Here is a 16,862-nt window from a genome sequence, read left to right as displayed (position 1 = left end):
TCTGCGGCGTGAAGTGCCGGCATGATCAGTGTAAACAGGGTTAATGCGAACCAGAATATAAGGCCGACTAAATTATTTTTAAGCGTTATAAAGAACATATCGGCTTATACCTTGTTTAAAAACGACGCATTGATTCTCAATGGCTTTATGTAGAATGCATGGATTTTAATTTCCAGGCTAACGAGGTGTAAATTAGCACTAATTGATAATCATAAAGTCTGGAAATAGTTAAACGGCAGAGGCCGTTGAACCTTAATAAAGTGCAGTTTCTATAGGGATATTGTCAAATGGAGGTGTAGACATTATGGGTGTAAGGCGTTGAGATAGGATATAGATAGATTATAGTGGAGCTTTCCTTTAACCCATCGGAACATACTTTCAATTTTTGTAAGGTAATCCTGATTTTTTTGTAATCATTGACGTTATTTTGTGTAATATTTCCCTTACACAAGCTTTGTGTCTGGAGTCCAGGTTTTCTCCAACGGTCTGGGCGCGAAATTCTCAATAATGATATGATCTGTTAAACAACAAAATAATGAACGGAGCTGGCAATCAACATCCGCATAACATTAATAAAAACAAAGGGTAAGTGAATTATCTCTATGGTGGTGACCGAGAGGGTATAGTATGATTCATTGTTACTGCTAATGGTTTTTTGGTGCTTAATATAAAATAATCTTAGCCATTCATGCCATCTTGAATCGCGTATCGTTGAGCCAGGTTTCAATTGTCCACTGTCATCTTAGTGGGCTTTCCAGGGCAGCAGTAAATTGACGAAAATAATGAGGTAGTGACCGATGAAGAGTGTTTTGGTTGTTGACGACCATCCTGTCACACGTTTTGCCATTAAAGTTTTGTTGGAAAAAGAAGGCCTCAGGGTAATTAGTGAAACGGGTGATGGTTTTGAGGCGCTATCATTAATTGAAAAACACAAGCCGGATCTGGTTATCGTTGATATCGACATTCACTCTATCAGCGGCATTGAACTGGTTCAGCGTTTGCGCAAACGCCAGTTCAGTGGGGCTATTCTGGTGCTTTCGGGGAAAGACGAACCTTACTATATTAAAAACTGTGTGGGCGCTGGGGCGGATGGTTTTATCAGCAAGGCGAATAACCTATGCGATCTGCATAGTGCTGTGGCGGCAATTAGCGCCGGCTATGGCTATTTCCCTTTAAAACAAGCAAGGCAACAGATTTTGCAGCCCGGTGAAGATAAACAAAAGAATGCAATTGCTTCGCTTTCGGCAAAGGAGTTACAGGTATTACGTTATTTGGCAAAAGGCATGCGATTGGTCGATATTGGTTTGCAGATGAACATAAGTGATAAAACGGTAGGGACCTATAAAAGAAGAGTCATGGCCAAGCTGGACCTAAATAGTATGATGTAAACTTATGAGTTTTGCATAAAAAATAATTTGGACTAATGATTTGAGCGAAAAATGCACAAAGCCAACGCGGGGGAAAGTGTAATGGATGATGACAAGTTGTCGTTATCTGCACATGTGGATATCAACCGGCTTTTTCAGGTTGCTGGCAACGACATTTCTTTTATTAAAACGTTACTTTATAAAGCTAATGAAGAAAATATAAAGGAAATTTCCCTGGCCCAAACCTTGGCAAAGCAGGGTGATCGGGTTGGGGTTGCCAAAACGGTCCATCGATTAAAAGGCTCTGCGCAAACCATTTGTGCGAAAGAGATCGCAGCAGCCTGCCTGGCATTCGAGAATCGACGGTTGGAGGATATGCACCCTGATAAAATCTATAGTGGTTTGAAAATAATAGAGTTAATGATATTTTCTCTGAATGATTGTTTAATCCATCTGCGCTAGTTTAAGCACGGTGATGAGGTAATAATAGAGCATTTAAATGCTCACTCCCGGTTATGTCATCTTTACCTTACGAGAGTTGCGGGCATTACTCTCACAATAACCGTCAATAGCGTTAAGGTGCCGAGCTGAATTCTCATTTTTATCCACTATCTCCAGCGCAATAATGCCCTGACAGGATGAGAAAAATGTCACCAGGAGGGTTTTATGACACGCGATAGCATTGTTCAGGCGCGAATTGACACCAACTTAAAGCAACGCGCAGAAGCGGTCTTCAAAGAGATGGGCATGACCGTTTCTGAAGGTATTCGAATGTTCCTTAATCGTATAGTCAAGGAAGGGGCGATGCCGGAAGAACTGCTCAATGGCAGTAGCACTAACCGTGAACAACTTTGCTACCAGGCCTATAATGATATTCTGTCCCAGCTGGAATATCCTGAAATTCAGCGTAACTATTCTCAATATAAATCAGAAAAGCTAGGGGATATGCTGAATGTCGAGAAGCACCGTTAAGTTAATCATTTCTCTATAATGAAATAGAATGTTTTCTCACTCGCTCAGCGGTTTCGACCGCTGAGACATATCGCCGACTTTATACAGGAAACCTTCTTGCTGGCTACTTTTAGGAAACGGCAATCAAAACACCCAGAATGGCGAACAGCACAAACCAAAACCACTTAGAGGTTTTTTCAGGCTTCCATTCTTCGCCATACTCAACCCGATAATCCTGCTTACGCTGCTTGTCACCCATTTCATTCCCTGAACATCAAGATCCATAAATATCCGGCTTGCATTTTAAGATAAATCTTAACGACGTTGAATTTAAAATGTATTTTTAGGTAAAAATCCTAACGATAAGTGTGGGGGAGTCGTAAAAGAACCGTTACGCAGAGCGGTAAATGAGATTGTTGCTGCGGTTTTTCTGAGGGGTATTGCGATGAGGAATTTACTGATTAATACGCTCAGGGTTGCCATAAATGATAAAAGCCCTGACCGTTGCAGCCAGGGCTTTTAAAGTACTATTGACTTCTGATTTAACATTAATGAACTTACTATTATTTACTGCTAAAGTTCTACACTAAATGTACAGGTTAATCACAGATAATATTGGGTTAACTCAAACCTCCCCTATATTTACCAGTTCACAATTACCGCCTACCAAAATAATCAAAGGTATGGCATCTCAACTCGTACATCTCCCCTCGCGATATCTATTCTTTGATGCATAGCCTCACTTCTATTGCGATCTGTTTTCACTGTCTTACTCATTGATCGCAAACAAAAAACAGTTCTAACATGGCCTTACATCATCGCGTTTTGGTACACACCCTGCGATTGTCGGTACTTACAACGTGGCCTTAAAGCTTCATCGAGCAAGACTGTAACTTTTCTCAGCATCGATGACCCATACTAAAAAACTTCGTGGCCTTTATCGCAAAATAACTTAATAACAACTTACTAAACACTTTTACTATTAACAGCTGCTATCATTACGCTGCTGTTGATTACCAATCTACGGATTTATAAAAGAGTGTCAATACTGTTTTTAATGACATGTCTTTATTAACAGTACTTATTAAAAAACATGAACGCTTATTTTAAGTAGTTAAAGCCTATTTTTATCGCCCTCCATTCGCTCAGCGGATTTATTGCAACGAAATTGTTTTTCTGAGCGAAGGTGGGCGCGATGCAATGGGCTGTTTTCGCCCTGTCAGGGCCTGGTAACGAATCGCGCCAGCCGTTGGTGCAACTGGCTGTTCTCTTTACGTAACTGCTCAATCTCTTCGAGCAACGTCAGGGTGACGGCAATACCTGGCCAGTCCAGCGCAAGTTCATGGTGCAATTGCTGAGCTCGATGAAAAGTGATCAAGGCGCGATCGTCAAAGATCCACTCTTCCGTTGCCGGGTTGCGCGGCTCTATCACCCCCAGCCCGACAATCTCCGTTAGCTCTTCTTCTGTCACACCGGTATGCAGACAAAACTCGGTAATGGTGAAGGTTACTTTTAGGTTAGCCATTTTGCTTACTCCACTCTTTGCGCGGATCAAAGCTCGTCTGAGTTTCCGCCAGCTGTTGCCACAGTGCAGCACTCTTTTCGTCCGGCTTCGGCGGCATCACAACCTTGATCACGGCATACAAATCGCCGGTTTCTTTTTTACTGACCAAGCCTTTCCCTTTAACGCGCAGACGTTGTCCGGTTTGGCTACCGGCAGGGATGGTCAACAAAATACTGTCTTTGAGAGTAGGGACTGGCACCTTGGCACCGAGCGCAGCTTCCCAAGGGGCAATCGGCAACACAATTTCCAGGTCGTGGCCTACGACGTCGAACATGGGGTGTGGCGCAATGCGGATGATAAGGTAGAGATCGCCATTCGCACCGCCGTCTATCCCCGGGCCGCCCTGGCCCTTCAGGCGAATGCGTTCGCCGTCGCCTACGCCGGCAGGGATCTTCACATTAAGGGTTTTGGGGATTTCCTGCTCCACCATGCCAAAGGCGTTATAGACCGGCAGGCTATAGCGGATGGTGCGGGCTTGCTCGGCCAGCGTTTCTTCCAGGAAGACGGCCACTTCCATTTCAATATCTTGCCCGCGCATGGCTCGGCTTTGGCGCTGACGCTGGCCGCGCGCATGTTCGCCGAACATGGAGGAAAAGATGTCGGAAAAGTCTTCGGCATTATTTGCATTCGCATGAGCATGCTGGGTTTGGCGGCCGAAGTTAGGGTCATTACGATGTTGACGCAGTTGATCATATTCAGCACGGCGCTCGTCGTCTTTCAGCACCTCGTAGGCTTCGGCCACTTCTTTAAACTGTGCCTCGGCATTTTTTTCTGTGCTGACATCAGGATGATACTTTCGCGCCAACCGACGATAGGCGGTTTTTATCGCCTTGATGTCATCTGATGGTTTGACCCCTAAAATGGTATAATAGTCCTTGAATTCCATAGCGTTATCATCTCATTTCAATCTTTCGTCAGGGGGGAGTAGTTGAACCTGCTTTGCGTGAAACCTTACTAATATTAGGGCACTTGGCCGCCGATGTATCGGGGTAATTGTCGGCTGTGCGGTAGAAAAGCGGAGCCGAGTGGCCCCGCCTGAAATCACGAGCGCTTCAGTTGGCGAGCAACCTGGAACAGGCCAAAAGAGCTGAACAGCATTTCGATGCCGACAATGGTGGTGACCAGTACGACGGAAGTCATAGGATCGGCGCTGAACAGCATCCAGGCAATGATCAGATCCAAAATACCAATCACGTACTGCAGCCAACTGCCGCTGACATCACGTAATTTGTAGCCAGCAATCAGTCGTATGATGCCGCCCAGAGCGAAGAGTACGGCAAGATAGACCGCCATGGCGAAAATGCCTACCGCCGGGGTGGTGATAAACACGTAGCCGATAATAAGGTAAGCGACCCCTAGCAGAATACCGCCGATCATCGGCCAGGTATTTTGTACTCGGTTAGCTATCATACCGAAAATCAGACCGAATCCGCTCAACAGCAAGAAAATGCCCATGACCATACTCAGCGCGGCGCCAGAGGCGAAGGGGCTGAAAAGGCAAAAAATACCGCCTAACAGCAGCAATATAGAGATGATTAACAGCGGGGTACGTTGTTTCTTTAAACTTTGTTCATCGATAATCAGTGAATGGCGTGGACCCATATTTAACATGACGTATCTCCTTAAACTGTTTGGATATCCTATCTCGTATTGTCTTTTTAATTATAATACCTGTCGCCAAGTGCGGGAGGATAATTGTGCGTAATCGTTGTTTTTAATCGAATAAGTCAGCCATCCTGTGCGAAATCTTCGACAACGAAGTCGATCAATGCCCTGACGGCGGGCAGCAGGCCCTGGCGCGAAGGATAAATAGCGACAATTTTGCGCGGCTCCAACTGCCAGTCATTCAGCACGGTTGTCAGGGTGCCATCGTGAATTTCCTGACGTGCCAGCTTTAGCGGCAAACAACCCGTAGCCCTGCCGCAAAGAATCGCCTCTTTGAGTAATCTGATGTCGTCACACACCAGGCAGGACTCATTGCTTATCTTGACTTCCCGGCCTTCTTTGTTGAACGTCCATGCGGATTGAAAATGGGAAGATAGCCAGCCAACGGTAGGGAGTTGATGCAGATCTGACGGTTTTTGCACCTGGTTGGGGTGGATCCTGCCGGCAGGGTTCAGCATAAAAGAAGAGGAAATGGAGGCAATTTTCCGCATAATCAGATTGCTGTTTTTGGATTCTTTGCCCATCAGTTGAAATGAGATGTCGTACCCCTCTGCAATAATATCCACGTCACGATTGAATATTTTTACCTGAAGTACCACCTCGGGGTAAGCCTGCATAAATTTCGCCAGGGTTTTTGACAGACCGAGATCCATAAGAATCGTGGGGCAGGTAATCCTGATTTTACCCGTGGGTTGGTCACTTTTGTTATTGATCAGGTTTTCCGCTTTTTCTGCCGCAGCGATCATTTGCACGCAATATTGGTAATATTCCTTACCGATTTCCGTGATCATTATATTTCGGGTTGAGCGTTGTATCAGTCTGACATTAAGGCGTTGTTCAAGTGCGGATATTTTTCTGGACAGTGTGGACTTGGGGATACCAAATTTCTTACTTGCAGCAAGAAAGCCTCCGCATTCAATAACCTTGGCAAACATAAACATTTCATTGAAATCTATCATAAAGACCATTTTCCCATTGATGAAACACTCATTTCCAATAATTGGCCTGTTTGCCGATTTGATTCATTGCTAGGTTAAATATGAGGCTTCCATTCATAAGTGCATGCTATATCGATGAAAAGCCTTGGACAATCGGAACTGTCATATTCCAGTCGCCTAAATTTAATGACTCGCTTTAGCCTGCTGAGTTCAGGAAAAGCAGCTCTTTGACCGCTAACGTTTCAGGATGAACAAGTGAGGATCTATGAGTGCCCCAGCAAACTTTAATAACCAGCGTCCGGTAATCAACCCGGCCGATGCCGTAATGCTGCTGATCGACCACCAAAGCGGCTTATTTCAAACCATCGGCGATATGCCGATGCCCGACCTGCGCCGCCATGCGACCGCTCTGGCCAAAATTGCCACGCTGGCCAACATGCCGGTGATTACCACGGCTTCGGTGCCACAGGGGCCAAATGGGCCACTGATCCCGGAAATCCATGCGAACGCACCGCATGCGCAATACGTGGCACGCACCGGCCAGATTAATGCCTGGGATAATGCCGACTTCGTGCAGGCGGTGAAGGCCACTGGGAAAAAACAGCTGATTATTGCTGGCACCATTACCAGCGTCTGTATGGCTTTCCCGGCTATTAGCGCAATTGCCGACGGTTATCAGGTGTTCGTCGTGGTCGATGCGTCCGGTACCTACTCAAAAATGGCTCAGGAAATTACCCTGGCGCGGGTAGTTCAGGCCGGTGCTGTCCCTATGGATACCGGGGCTGTGGCGTCAGAGATTCAACAAACCTGGAATCGTGAGGATGCGGCACAGTGGGCCGAGATCTACACCTTGATCTTCCCGTCATATCAATTGCTTATCGACAGTTATAACAAGGCGCAAGACGTCATCACGCATCACGAAACCTTAGACTCGGAGAAATAAACCGCTGTGCGCCTCCATGGTCAGCCTAATGCCATGGGGGCCATTGCGTCGATACTTCGGGCTGGGCATTAGGCTCGCGCATGTATGCAGCAGGGATGTAAACATCATGTCATTCCTCACCACCGAGGTGTGCCATTCAGGTGATCAGGGTTCAAAAGAGCCGCATCGGAGAATTGCCGAAGGTTTTTCGTGGCATACGTGCCAGAATATAAAAAACCATGCCGCACTGCTGACCGAGACAATAGATACCTGATATGGACCGTTCCCGCTTATTGAAGTTTCTGCTGCCCTACCTGTGGCCCAAAGAGAACCCCCGGCTGCGTTATTACCTGGTGATTGCCTTTGTTTTTATGGTGGTCTCCAAGGTCAGTATCACGCTGGTGCCGCTGGCTTATAAAGCCATGGTCGATGCCTTGAGCGGTGAAACCGCCAAAATGCTGGCCATTCCCATCGGCTTGATCCTGGCTTATGGCGTGGCGCGTGTTGGGGGGGCGTTATTTGAAGAATTACGCAACGTGATGTTCGTGCACGTTAGCCAGAATGCGACCCGGCTACTGGGGCTACGCGTCTTCAGACAACTGCACGCGTTGAGCCTGCGTTTTCACCTGGAGCGGCAGACCGGCGGGCTGTCGCTGTCGATCGAACGCGGCACTCAGGCGGTGGCGACGGTGCTTTCGCGGCTGCTGTTTTCCATTTTCCCTATCCTGTTCGAAATCACCTTGGTTTCGGTGATCATGTGGCATCTGTTAAACGGCTGGTTTGCGCTGGCGATTGTGGTGACGGTTGGCTGCTATATTCTGTTCACCGTGATGGCCGTCAGTTGGCGAACTCGCTTCAGACGTGAGCTCAACCGAGCCAACGCCGATACCAACAGCAAATCACTCGACAGCCTGCTGAATTACGAGACGGTTAAATACTTCGGTAACGAGGACTTTGAGGCCGATCGGTTCAACATGTCACGTCGCCTGTATGAATACGCCGCCATCAAAAACCAGTTCAGTTTTACCGCCATCAACCTCGGACAAACCGCCATTATTTCCATCGGACTGATCGTGATGATGGCGATGGCGGCGCAGGGCATTGTGCAGGGGCGGATGACGGTCGGCGACTTTGTATTGGTGAATGCCTATCTGCTGCAGCTCTATCAGCCGCTGAATTTCTTCGGATTCATTTATGCTGAAGTCAGACAGGCGCTGATCGACATGGAGAACATGTTCGATCTGCTGCAGGAAGAGCAGGAAATTGTCGACAGGCCGGATGCGTCGGCGCTGCAATTGCGTGCAGGGGAGGTGCGTTTTGACTCGGTCAGCTTTGGCTATGATGAGCGTCGGCCGATCCTGAAAAACGTCAGTTTCACCATCCCGGCCGGCAACACGGTGGCGATCGTCGGTGCTTCGGGGGCCGGTAAATCCACGCTATCCCGATTGTTGTTTCGTTTTTATGACGTCAGCGGCGGCGCTGTCTCGATTGACGGCCAGGATATCCGCAGCCTGAAGCAGGCTAGCCTGCGTGCGGCAATCGGCATCGTGCCGCAGGACACCGTGTTGTTCAACGATACGTTGGGCTACAACATTGGTTACGGTAAAACCGGTTCGAGTCAGGAAGAGATCGAGCGCGCGGCTAGGTTGGCGCATATTCACGAGTTTATCGTCAGCCTGCCTGACGGGTATGAAACTCGGGTGGGCGAACGCGGGCTCAAGCTGTCGGGTGGGGAAAAGCAGCGGGTGGCGATTGCGCGCACCATCCTGAAAAATCCGGCGATCCTGGTGTTCGACGAGGCGACCAGTGCGCTGGATACCCAGACCGAACGCGAAATCCAGGCGCATCTGCGTGAAGTGAGCCGCGACCATACCACGTTGGTGATTGCGCACCGGCTGTCGACGGTGGTGGATGCCGACGAAATCATCGTGCTGGAGGCCGGTGAGATTGTTGAGCGTGGGCGGCATGACGCCTTGCTGGCTGCCAACGGCCGCTATGCTGCAATGTGGCAAAACCAATATAGCGAAGAACAGCAGCCCTGAAAGTGCGTCCCCCAGTCGATGCTCAGTCTGGGGGACGGCGCGCTACAAATCGCCGGTCAGGTATTGTGCCACGCCGTTGCCGAAGCTCCAGTCTCCCTTGCTGTTGGTGGTGATGGATACCATCAAATCACTGCCTTCAATCCCACAACTTTCTTTCAGCTCACGGCTAAGTTCGGCATAAAACTTCTGTTTTTGTTCTTCGGGGCGCGGGCTGGTAATCACCCGAACCACCACCAGATCGCGGGTACGGGTCAGGTTAAGGCCGGTATCTTCAATCACCATATGCTTAGCCTTGTTTTCATGAACAATCTGGTAGCGATCTCGTACGGGAACCTCAAAGGCGCTGAGGACGGCTCGGTGGGCGGCGTCGAGCAGCGTTTGCAGTTGGGCGTCGCTGCGACCTTCGATGACGTCAAAGATGAGTAATGGCATTTTAATAATCCTGTCAGTAGGTTAATAGTTATTGATGCGCGCAGGGCAGCGTTTTGACATCGCCTTTGAGGATCCATCTTAGCCAAGCGCTGGCGCGGGAAGAAGCGCTATACTTGAACTCATTGTTTATATAAATGAACAGTCGACGATGAAAAATCCAAAAATAGAAACCCTGTGGACCCATTTACACTGGCTCACCGTATTGGCTGAGCAGGGGAGTTTTACCCGTGCGGCAGAGCGGCTGGACGTCAGCAAAGCGGCCATGAGCCAAAAAATCAAAGAGATTGAAATGCTGGCAGGGGTGCCGTTGGTGCAGCGCACCACTCGCAGCGTCAGGCTGACCGATGCCGGGCTGAGGCTGGTCGAGGAACTGCGCCAGCCTTTCGCACAAATCAAACAGAGCTTTTCCGGCATTTGCGATTCTGCCGGGCCGCTGCGCGGTTCGGTGCGGGTCACGGCGCCGGTGGCGTTTGCCCGCCAGCAACTGGTGCCGCGTATTACCGGTTTTCTACGCGAAAATCCTGAGGTGCGGGTGCAGCTTGAGGTTTCGGATCGGCTGGTGTCGTTGGCCACCGAGGGTTTTGATTTGGCAATCCGCCACAGCGACAGCTTGCCCGACACCCACGTCGCCTGGCGGTTGTGCTCAACCGAAACGGTGGCCGTGGCGTCGGCCGACTACCTGAAACGGCACGGCATGCCGACGTCACCGACGGAGCTGCAACGGCACCAGTGCCTTTACTATCCCCGCGGTACCGAAGCGCCGGAGTGGAGCTTCGCCGCGAAACAGGGGCTGCCGGGCCAAGCTGAAAAGAGCCGCGTGCCGGTCAGCGGTCCTTTTGCCACCAACAACAGTGAATCGATACGTGATGCGGCGGCAGAAGGGCTGGGTATTGCCTTGCTGCCGGACTTCAGTGCGCAGCAGGCATTGGCGGACGGCCGGTTGATTGAGGTACTGCCGGCCTGGCGCCCTATAGGTGCTTTTGCCGACAGTCTTTATGTAGTGCGCCCCTATGCGCCGCAGGTATCGCGAGTAGTGACGGAGTTCAGCCGTTATTTGCGCAGCGCCTTTGCCGAAGGGTTTTTCATCCGCTGAGTGCCTGGCGGCTTCAGGAGCTGCCAGGAGAAGGTGCTAGCCGCGTCCGTGGACCAGAGAGCCTGCGCCAATCTCAGCAATGGTTTTTGCTCCGGTGAGCGTCATGGCGACGCGCATCTCTTTATCCAACAGCTCCAGCAGGTTAGCGACACCGGCCTGCCCGGCGGCGGCCAGTGCGTAAACGAAGGCGCGCCCCAGCAGTACGCTGTCGGCCCCCAGAGCGATCATTCGTACTACGTCCAACCCGCTGCGGATGCCGGAGTCGGCCAGCAGCGTAATGTCGCCTTTTACCGCATCGGCGATCGCCGGCATGGCGCGTGCGGTTGAGAGTACACCGTCCAACTGACGGCCGCCGTGGTTGGATACGATGATGCCGTCGGCGCCGAATCGCACTGCATCTTTGGCGTCCTCGGGATCCAGAATCCCTTTAATGATCATCGGCCCCTCCCAGAATTCACGGATCCACTCCAGATCTTTCCATGAGATGGAAGGATCGAAGTTGGCCCCCAGCCAGCCGATATAGTCTTCGAGACTGGTCGGTTTACCGCGATAGGCTGACACATTGCCCAGATCGTGAGGTTTGCCGAGCAGGCCAACGTCCCAGGCCCACTGCGGGTGAGTAACGGCCTGCAGCACGCGGCGCAGGGAGGCGTTAGGGCCGCTCATACCGGAATGGGCGTCGCGATAGCGCGCGCCGGGGACCGGCATATCAACGGTGAACACCAGCGTTTTCACCCCGGCCGCTTTGGCACGCTCGAGTGCATTGCGCATAAAGCCACGGTCTTTCAGCACGTACAGTTGGAACCACATGGGCCGATCGATGGCCGGCGCGACTTCCTCTATCGGGCATACCGAAACCGTAGACAGCGTAAAGGGAATGCCTTTCTGCGCAGCAGCCCGGGCCGCTTGTACCTCGCCACGACGTGCATACATGCCGGTTAACCCGACCGGGCCCAGTATTACCGGCATCGCCAGCTTTTCGCCGAACAGGTGGGTTTCCAGACTGAGGTCCGACATATTGCGCAGCACGCGCTGTCGCAGGGCGATATCGGCCAGATCTTCGGTATTACGCTTGAGCGTATGCTCCGCGTAGGCCCCGCCGTCAATATAGTGGAACAGAAAGGGCGGAAGCTTGGCTTGTGCGGCGGCCCGATAGTCGGTTGAGGCGGAGATGATCATGTTTTTTACCTTCTTTCGATAACGTACTTTGGATCAGAGAGCCAGGATCTGGGCCATGACGGCGGCGATCCCTCCGTACGCCAGCATCGGCAGCACGGTCTTTCTGATGATTTTTCCTTCGGCGTTGCCGATCCCGAGGATCGAACAGACGGCGATAATATTGTTCAGGCACACCATATTGCCCATGGCGCCCCCGACGGATTGCAGCGCCAGCGTCAGATTGACGTTGAGTCCGCTGCTCAGGGCGATCGACTGTTGAATGCCGCCGAACGTCAGGTTGGAAACGGTATTAGAGCCAGAGAAGAACGACCCCAGCGCACCCAGGAAAGAAGAGAACAGCAGCCAGCTTTCCCCCGTCAGTGCCGCAAGCGCTTTGCCAATGAGGATCACCGGCGCGTCGTTTTCTCCCTGCATCATCAGGTTGACCATCACCAGGGCCCCCAACAGGGCGATAAAGGGCTTGGCTATCCGTTGACCGGTTTCGCTAAACATCTGTTTGACCTGGTGACGGTTCAGCCGAAACAGCGGAATACACAGCACCACCACCAGCAGAAAAGGGATCAGCGCGGGCACGTACAGCGTTTTGTAGCTGGCAGCGGCCTGCGTGCCGAGCACCTGTTGCAGCTCGATAATCAGGGCGTCGCTGACGCGCAGCTCACCCAACCAGCCGAGGCTCCCTTGCCACAGCGGTGCCGTACTGTTGAGCAGCGCTTTGATGCCTAATTGGTGGATGCGGGTCACTATCAGGATAGCAATCAGCAGCAGGGTCGGCGTCATGGCTTTGAGCACCTGGATAAAGGGCACCGGCTGGCCGGGTTCCTGGTTTTTATCAACCCGTACCAGGCCGATGCCGGCGCGGGCCAGCAACACCGACACCGCCAGGCCAATGGCGCCGCCGACCAGCGCCGGAAACTCATAATTCACCTGCGCCAGCAGCAGATAGGGAAGGGTACAGCTCAGGACGCTAAGCAAAATAAAAGGCAGATTGCGGCGAATGTCCCGCCAGGAAACGATAAAACGCAACGCCAGCAGCGGGATCGCAAACCCGGCGACAAAGTGGATCAGCGCGGTCTGGCGGCCAATCTCCAGCAGACTGGCGTCCGACAGGCCCAGATTGGCAAAGCCAAACCAGGTAGGGGTGCCCACGGCGCCGAAGGAAACGGGTACCGAGTTCATCACCAGCGTCAGCAGGGCGACCCGCAGTGGGTTAAAGCCCAACCCCACCAGAATCGGGGCCGCGATAGCCGCCGGCGTGCCGAAGCCGCTGGCACCTTCTATCATGAACGCGAATGCCCAACCAATGATCATCAACTGGGCCACGGGATTGGGGCTGATATTCTCCAACCAGCGGCGTACCACGTTTTCCGCCCCGCTGATCTGCATCAGTTTGTTCAGCAAAATCGCACCGGCGATGATGGTGATAGGGGTTAAAACCGCCACCAATGCAGTGACGATATTGGCATGCAACAGCAGGGGGGCGCTGTCGAACCACAGTAGCTGCACGGTATACACGACGGCAGCCGTCAGCGGCAGAGCGAGGTAAGAGGGAACGCCATTCCTTTTGGTCATCATCCAAATCAGCAGGACGATGGGCGCAACGCTGAAAAAAAGGGACATAAGATCCTCTTCGGTTATTATTTTTATTTTCACGGAGATGTAGCTAAATAGTTAATTGCCGCAACATTTTTATTCTAATCACAACATTGGTGGCGGTGCTATACGGCAATTTTTTAACATCGAAGTGCTTAGGCGTGATGATTACGAAATGAGACTATTGGTATATGAAAGGTGAGGTTGTATTTATCTAAAAATCAATGAGTTGAATTTTCACTTGAGATGTGGGTGGGGCTGGTTCACATTAATTAGGCGTTAATTGACCATAGATTATCCCCAAAAATGACGTAATCCCCCGTCGGCATCTTACTGCTGGTGGGAATAATATTGTGATCGACCTCAAAAATAATGGCTGATATTTTGATAGCCCGCGATGATATGTTCGATCAACAACCGGGTCTTTAAGGGTAAATTGCGGGTATACGGGTAAACCGCGTAAACGCCTAATATCTTGCCACAGTGCCCGGACAAGACTTCTACCAGTGTTCCTGCCTGCAAATCCTCAAATACCATGCAGCGTGGCACCATGGCAATGCCATAACCGCCGATCGCCGCCTTGCGGATGGCCCGCGCGTTATTGGCCGACAAATTGCCTTTAACCTGTAGCTCATAAATTTCGCCGCCGCCCGGTGGCTTCATCAGCCAGTTGTCGGTACCACTTTCCTGATAGGTGTAGGTCAGGCAATTATGCTTGAGCAGATCGTCGGCCGAATGGGGTTCGGCATGCTGTTGCAGATAACCGGGCGAGCAGACTATTACCCATCGGGAGTCAAGAATGTGGCGTGCGATAAGGCTTGAGTCCGGCAGGGTGCCGGTGCGGATCGCCAAATCTATCCCTTCGTTGACCAGATCGGCAAAGCGATTTTCCAGCCGCATCTCTACCTTCAGGTTCGGGTGCCGCGCACAAAATTCGGCCACGCTCTCACTGAGCAGCAGCTCGCCAGAAATCGTCGGTACCGACATGCGGATGACGCCAGTCAACTCGTCGCTGTTTTCACTGACGACATTCAAAGCATCTTGAATTTTGGCGCTGATCTCTTTGGCCTGGCGATACAGACTGCGGCCATTTTCCGTCAGCGTCAGGCTGCGCGTGGTGCGGTAAAGCAGGCGCGCGCCGAGGGATTTCTCCAGACGTCCGATACGCTTGCTGACCACCGAGCTGGTGATGCCGGCCGTTTCTGCGGCTTTGCTGAAAGAACCGCAATCAACAATTAAGGCGAACAGGATCAGATCGTTGGCATATTCATGTGTAGGCAGCATCAGTCTTGGTTTTCCTTGTCCCAGATCTCCAGCCAGTGTAAATCCTCTCGGGCAGGAATCAATCGTCGACGACAATATGAGAATTGTTATTGATATCACTTTTTGGCCGCTTACAATGCCTGCCATCTCAATATTTCAGGGTAAGGGTTCTTCATGGAGTTGCTACGGGTGGTTTACCGCCAATATCGCTGGCCGTTTGTGGCGGTAATGGCGTTGACCATGGCCAGCGCGGCATTGGGTATCGGCATCATTGCCTTTATCAACCTGCGGCTGATGACGGCGGCGGGCGATCCGCTGGCGGTATTGCCGGAGTTTCTCGGGTTGCTGGCATTGCTGATGGCTGTGACGCTGGGTTCGCAGTTGGCGCTGACCGCCTTGGGCCACCACTTCGTGTTTCGGCTCCGCGGTCAACTGGTGAAGCGGATCATGGATACCCATATTGAGCGGATCGAGCAGCTTGGCAGTGCGGCATTGCTGGCGAGCCTGGCCAGCGATATTCGCAACATTACCCTGGCTTTTGTGCGTTTGCCTGAACTGGTTCAGGGGGTGATATTGACGTTGGGGTCGGCAGCTTATTTGGGCTGGCTGTCGCCGCAGATGCTGGCGGTGACGGCCATTTGGGTCGCGGTGACGGTGTTTGGCAGCGGCTGTCTGGTATCGCGGGTCTATCGTCACCTGACCAACGTGCGTGAATCTGAAGAGCGACTCTATCAGCACTATCAGTCGGCCATTGACGGCCGCAAAGAGCTGGCGTTGAACCGCGATCGCGCCAAAGCGCTTTACCGCCAGGCCTACCAGCCGGATGCCGAAGAGTATCGCCATCATATTATTCGTGCCGATACCTTCCACCTCAGCGCGGTGAACTGGTCGAATATCATGATGCTGGGCGCGATAGGCCTGGTGTTCTATATGGCCAACAGCCTGGGCTGGGCCGATACCGCCGTGGCGGCGACCTATTCACTGACGCTGCTGTTCCTGCGCACGCCGTTGCTGCAGGCGGTGGGGGCATTCCCTACGCTGATTAGCGCAGAAGTGGCTTTCAACAAGGTCAAATCCTTACGGCTCGCCGACTATCAAGAGGAATTTCCGGCGGGAACGACCAAGGCCTGGCAAACATTGGAGCTGCGTGAGGTGATGTTCCATTATGGCGCGACGGAAGAAAAGGCCGGATTCGCCGTGGGCCCGCTGAATTTGACGCTGCGCCGCGGCGAATTGGTGTTCCTGATTGGCGGCAATGGCAGCGGAAAATCGACGCTGGCCATGCTGCTGACCGGGCTGTATCAGCCGGTCAGCGGGCAGATACTGCTGGACGGCATTGCGCAGAATCCGGCGGACATGCATGACTATCGCCAGTTGTTTTCCGCCATTTTCACCGACTTTCACCCGTTCCAGCTTTTGCAGGGGCCTGAGGGCGGGCAGCCGGATGCTGAACTGGTGGAAAGCTGGCTTCATCGCCTGAACATGAAAAACAAGCTGGAGTTTGACGGTCTTCGGGTGACCAACCCTCAGTTATCCCAGGGGCAACGCAAGCGTCTGGCGCTGTTGCTGGCGGTGGCCGAAGAGCGGGATATTCTGCTATTGGACGAATGGGCGGCGGATCAGGATCCGCAATTCAGACGCATCTTTTATCGTGAGCTGCTGCCGCAGCTGCGCGCGCTGGGTAAAACGGTGTTTGCCATTAGCCATGACGATCACTATTTCGAGCATGCGGACCGTCTGTTGCAAATGCGCGATGGGCACCTTAGCGAATTGACCGGCAGCGATCGTGAACTTGCCAGTAAAGACTCGGTTTCCCATCTTGACTGATTGATATCACTCGGGCGGCGGTCGCTGCC

16 protein-coding genes are annotated in these 16,862 nt (G+C 51.8%); 7 read left to right on the top strand and 9 right to left on the bottom strand.

What is annotated here, in order from left to right; translation table 11 throughout:
• Positions 1 to 797 precede the first annotated feature (797 nt).
• From EBA31_RS20990 to EBA31_RS20980, 3 genes are all read left to right on the top strand, one after another.
• The gene (locus EBA31_RS20990; RefSeq protein WP_122080122.1) at positions 798 to 1,388 is read left to right on the top strand and encodes a response regulator; all 591 of its coding nucleotides are present in this window, start codon (positions 798 to 800) and stop codon (positions 1,386 to 1,388) included.
• A gap of 81 nt (positions 1,389 to 1,469) precedes the next feature.
• Positions 1,470 to 1,829, top strand: a complete 360-nt coding sequence (locus EBA31_RS20985) for an Hpt domain-containing protein (RefSeq protein WP_162302911.1) — start codon at positions 1,470 to 1,472, stop codon at positions 1,827 to 1,829.
• Between the two features lie 204 nt (positions 1,830 to 2,033).
• Complete coding sequence (locus EBA31_RS20980; protein WP_122080120.1) at positions 2,034 to 2,339, top strand: type II toxin-antitoxin system RelB/DinJ family antitoxin; 306 nt, start codon at positions 2,034 to 2,036, stop codon at positions 2,337 to 2,339.
• Positions 2,340 to 2,448: 109 nt separating this feature from the next.
• Here the strand turns inward: EBA31_RS20980 and EBA31_RS27215 are convergent, their stop codons facing one another.
• The 5 genes from EBA31_RS27215 to EBA31_RS20960 form a co-directional block, all read right to left on the bottom strand.
• Positions 2,449 to 2,577 (bottom strand): hypothetical protein, encoded by a 129-nt coding sequence (locus EBA31_RS27215; protein WP_255417479.1) that lies wholly within the window; start codon positions 2,575 to 2,577, stop codon positions 2,449 to 2,451.
• 960 nt (positions 2,578 to 3,537) lie between these two features.
• Positions 3,538 to 3,843 (bottom strand): chaperone modulator CbpM, encoded by a 306-nt coding sequence (gene cbpM / locus EBA31_RS20975; protein WP_020828439.1) that lies wholly within the window; start codon positions 3,841 to 3,843, stop codon positions 3,538 to 3,540.
• Positions 3,836 to 4,768, bottom strand: a complete 933-nt coding sequence (cbpA, locus tag EBA31_RS20970) for a curved DNA-binding protein (protein WP_020828438.1) — start codon at positions 4,766 to 4,768, stop codon at positions 3,836 to 3,838. Before cbpA ends, cbpM begins: the two co-directional genes overlap by 8 nt.
• A 155-nt stretch (positions 4,769 to 4,923) precedes the next feature.
• A complete protein-coding gene (locus tag EBA31_RS20965) occupies positions 4,924 to 5,493 on the bottom strand; it encodes an HdeD family acid-resistance protein (RefSeq protein ID WP_122080119.1) in 570 nt (189 codons plus the stop codon).
• A 116-nt stretch (positions 5,494 to 5,609) separates the two neighbouring features.
• Positions 5,610 to 6,482: a LysR substrate-binding domain-containing protein gene (locus tag EBA31_RS20960; RefSeq protein WP_162302910.1), complete on the bottom strand. Its 873-nt coding sequence runs from the start codon at positions 6,480 to 6,482 to the stop codon at positions 5,610 to 5,612.
• A gap of 268 nt (positions 6,483 to 6,750) precedes the next feature.
• Between EBA31_RS20960 and EBA31_RS20955 the strand changes: the two genes are divergently transcribed.
• Together EBA31_RS20955 and EBA31_RS20950 are read left to right on the top strand one after the other, a co-directional pair.
• Positions 6,751 to 7,428, top strand: coding sequence for a hydrolase (locus EBA31_RS20955; RefSeq protein WP_122080117.1), 678 nt, complete (start codon positions 6,751 to 6,753; stop codon positions 7,426 to 7,428).
• 254 nt (positions 7,429 to 7,682) lie between these two features.
• Positions 7,683 to 9,449, top strand: coding sequence for an ABC transporter ATP-binding protein/permease (locus tag EBA31_RS20950; RefSeq protein WP_122080116.1), 1,767 nt, complete (start codon positions 7,683 to 7,685; stop codon positions 9,447 to 9,449).
• Between the two features lie 42 nt (positions 9,450 to 9,491).
• Here EBA31_RS20950 and EBA31_RS20945 read toward each other — a convergent pair whose 3' ends face one another.
• Positions 9,492 to 9,881: a tautomerase family protein gene (locus EBA31_RS20945; protein WP_048760754.1), complete on the bottom strand. Its 390-nt coding sequence runs from the start codon at positions 9,879 to 9,881 to the stop codon at positions 9,492 to 9,494.
• Positions 9,882 to 10,029: 148 nt separating this feature from the next.
• Between EBA31_RS20945 and EBA31_RS20940 the strand changes: the two genes are divergently transcribed.
• Positions 10,030 to 10,974, top strand: a complete 945-nt coding sequence (locus tag EBA31_RS20940) for a LysR family transcriptional regulator (RefSeq protein WP_122080115.1) — start codon at positions 10,030 to 10,032, stop codon at positions 10,972 to 10,974.
• Positions 10,975 to 11,010: 36 nt separating this feature from the next.
• Here the strand turns inward: EBA31_RS20940 and lldD are convergent, their stop codons facing one another.
• The 3 genes from lldD to EBA31_RS20925 all read right to left on the bottom strand — a co-directional run bounded on the left by lldD (position 11,011) and on the right by EBA31_RS20925 (position 15,027).
• On the bottom strand, positions 11,011 to 12,153 hold the full coding sequence (lldD, locus tag EBA31_RS20935) for an FMN-dependent L-lactate dehydrogenase LldD (RefSeq protein ID WP_020828431.1): 1,143 nt from the start codon (positions 12,151 to 12,153) through the stop codon (positions 11,011 to 11,013).
• Between the two features lie 33 nt (positions 12,154 to 12,186).
• Positions 12,187 to 13,770 carry an L-lactate permease gene (locus EBA31_RS20930; protein WP_122080114.1) on the bottom strand — a complete coding sequence of 528 codons (1,584 nt, stop codon included), beginning with the start codon at positions 13,768 to 13,770 and terminating at the stop codon, positions 12,187 to 12,189.
• 336 nt (positions 13,771 to 14,106) lie between these two features.
• Entirely contained in the window at positions 14,107 to 15,027 is a 921-nt protein-coding gene (locus EBA31_RS20925) for a LysR family transcriptional regulator (RefSeq protein WP_122080113.1), read from the bottom strand.
• Between the two features lie 153 nt (positions 15,028 to 15,180).
• Here EBA31_RS20925 and EBA31_RS20920 point away from each other — a divergent pair, with 153 nt between their 5' ends.
• Complete coding sequence (locus EBA31_RS20920; RefSeq protein WP_122080112.1) at positions 15,181 to 16,833, top strand: multidrug ABC transporter permease/ATP-binding protein; 1,653 nt, start codon at positions 15,181 to 15,183, stop codon at positions 16,831 to 16,833.
• Positions 16,834 to 16,862 lie beyond the last annotated feature (29 nt).

This window comes from Serratia sp. P2ACOL2 (genome assembly GCF_003691565.1).
GTDB lineage: Bacteria > Pseudomonadota > Gammaproteobacteria > Enterobacterales > Enterobacteriaceae > Serratia > Serratia liquefaciens.
This window is presented reverse-complemented; position numbering and strand designations above follow the sequence as displayed.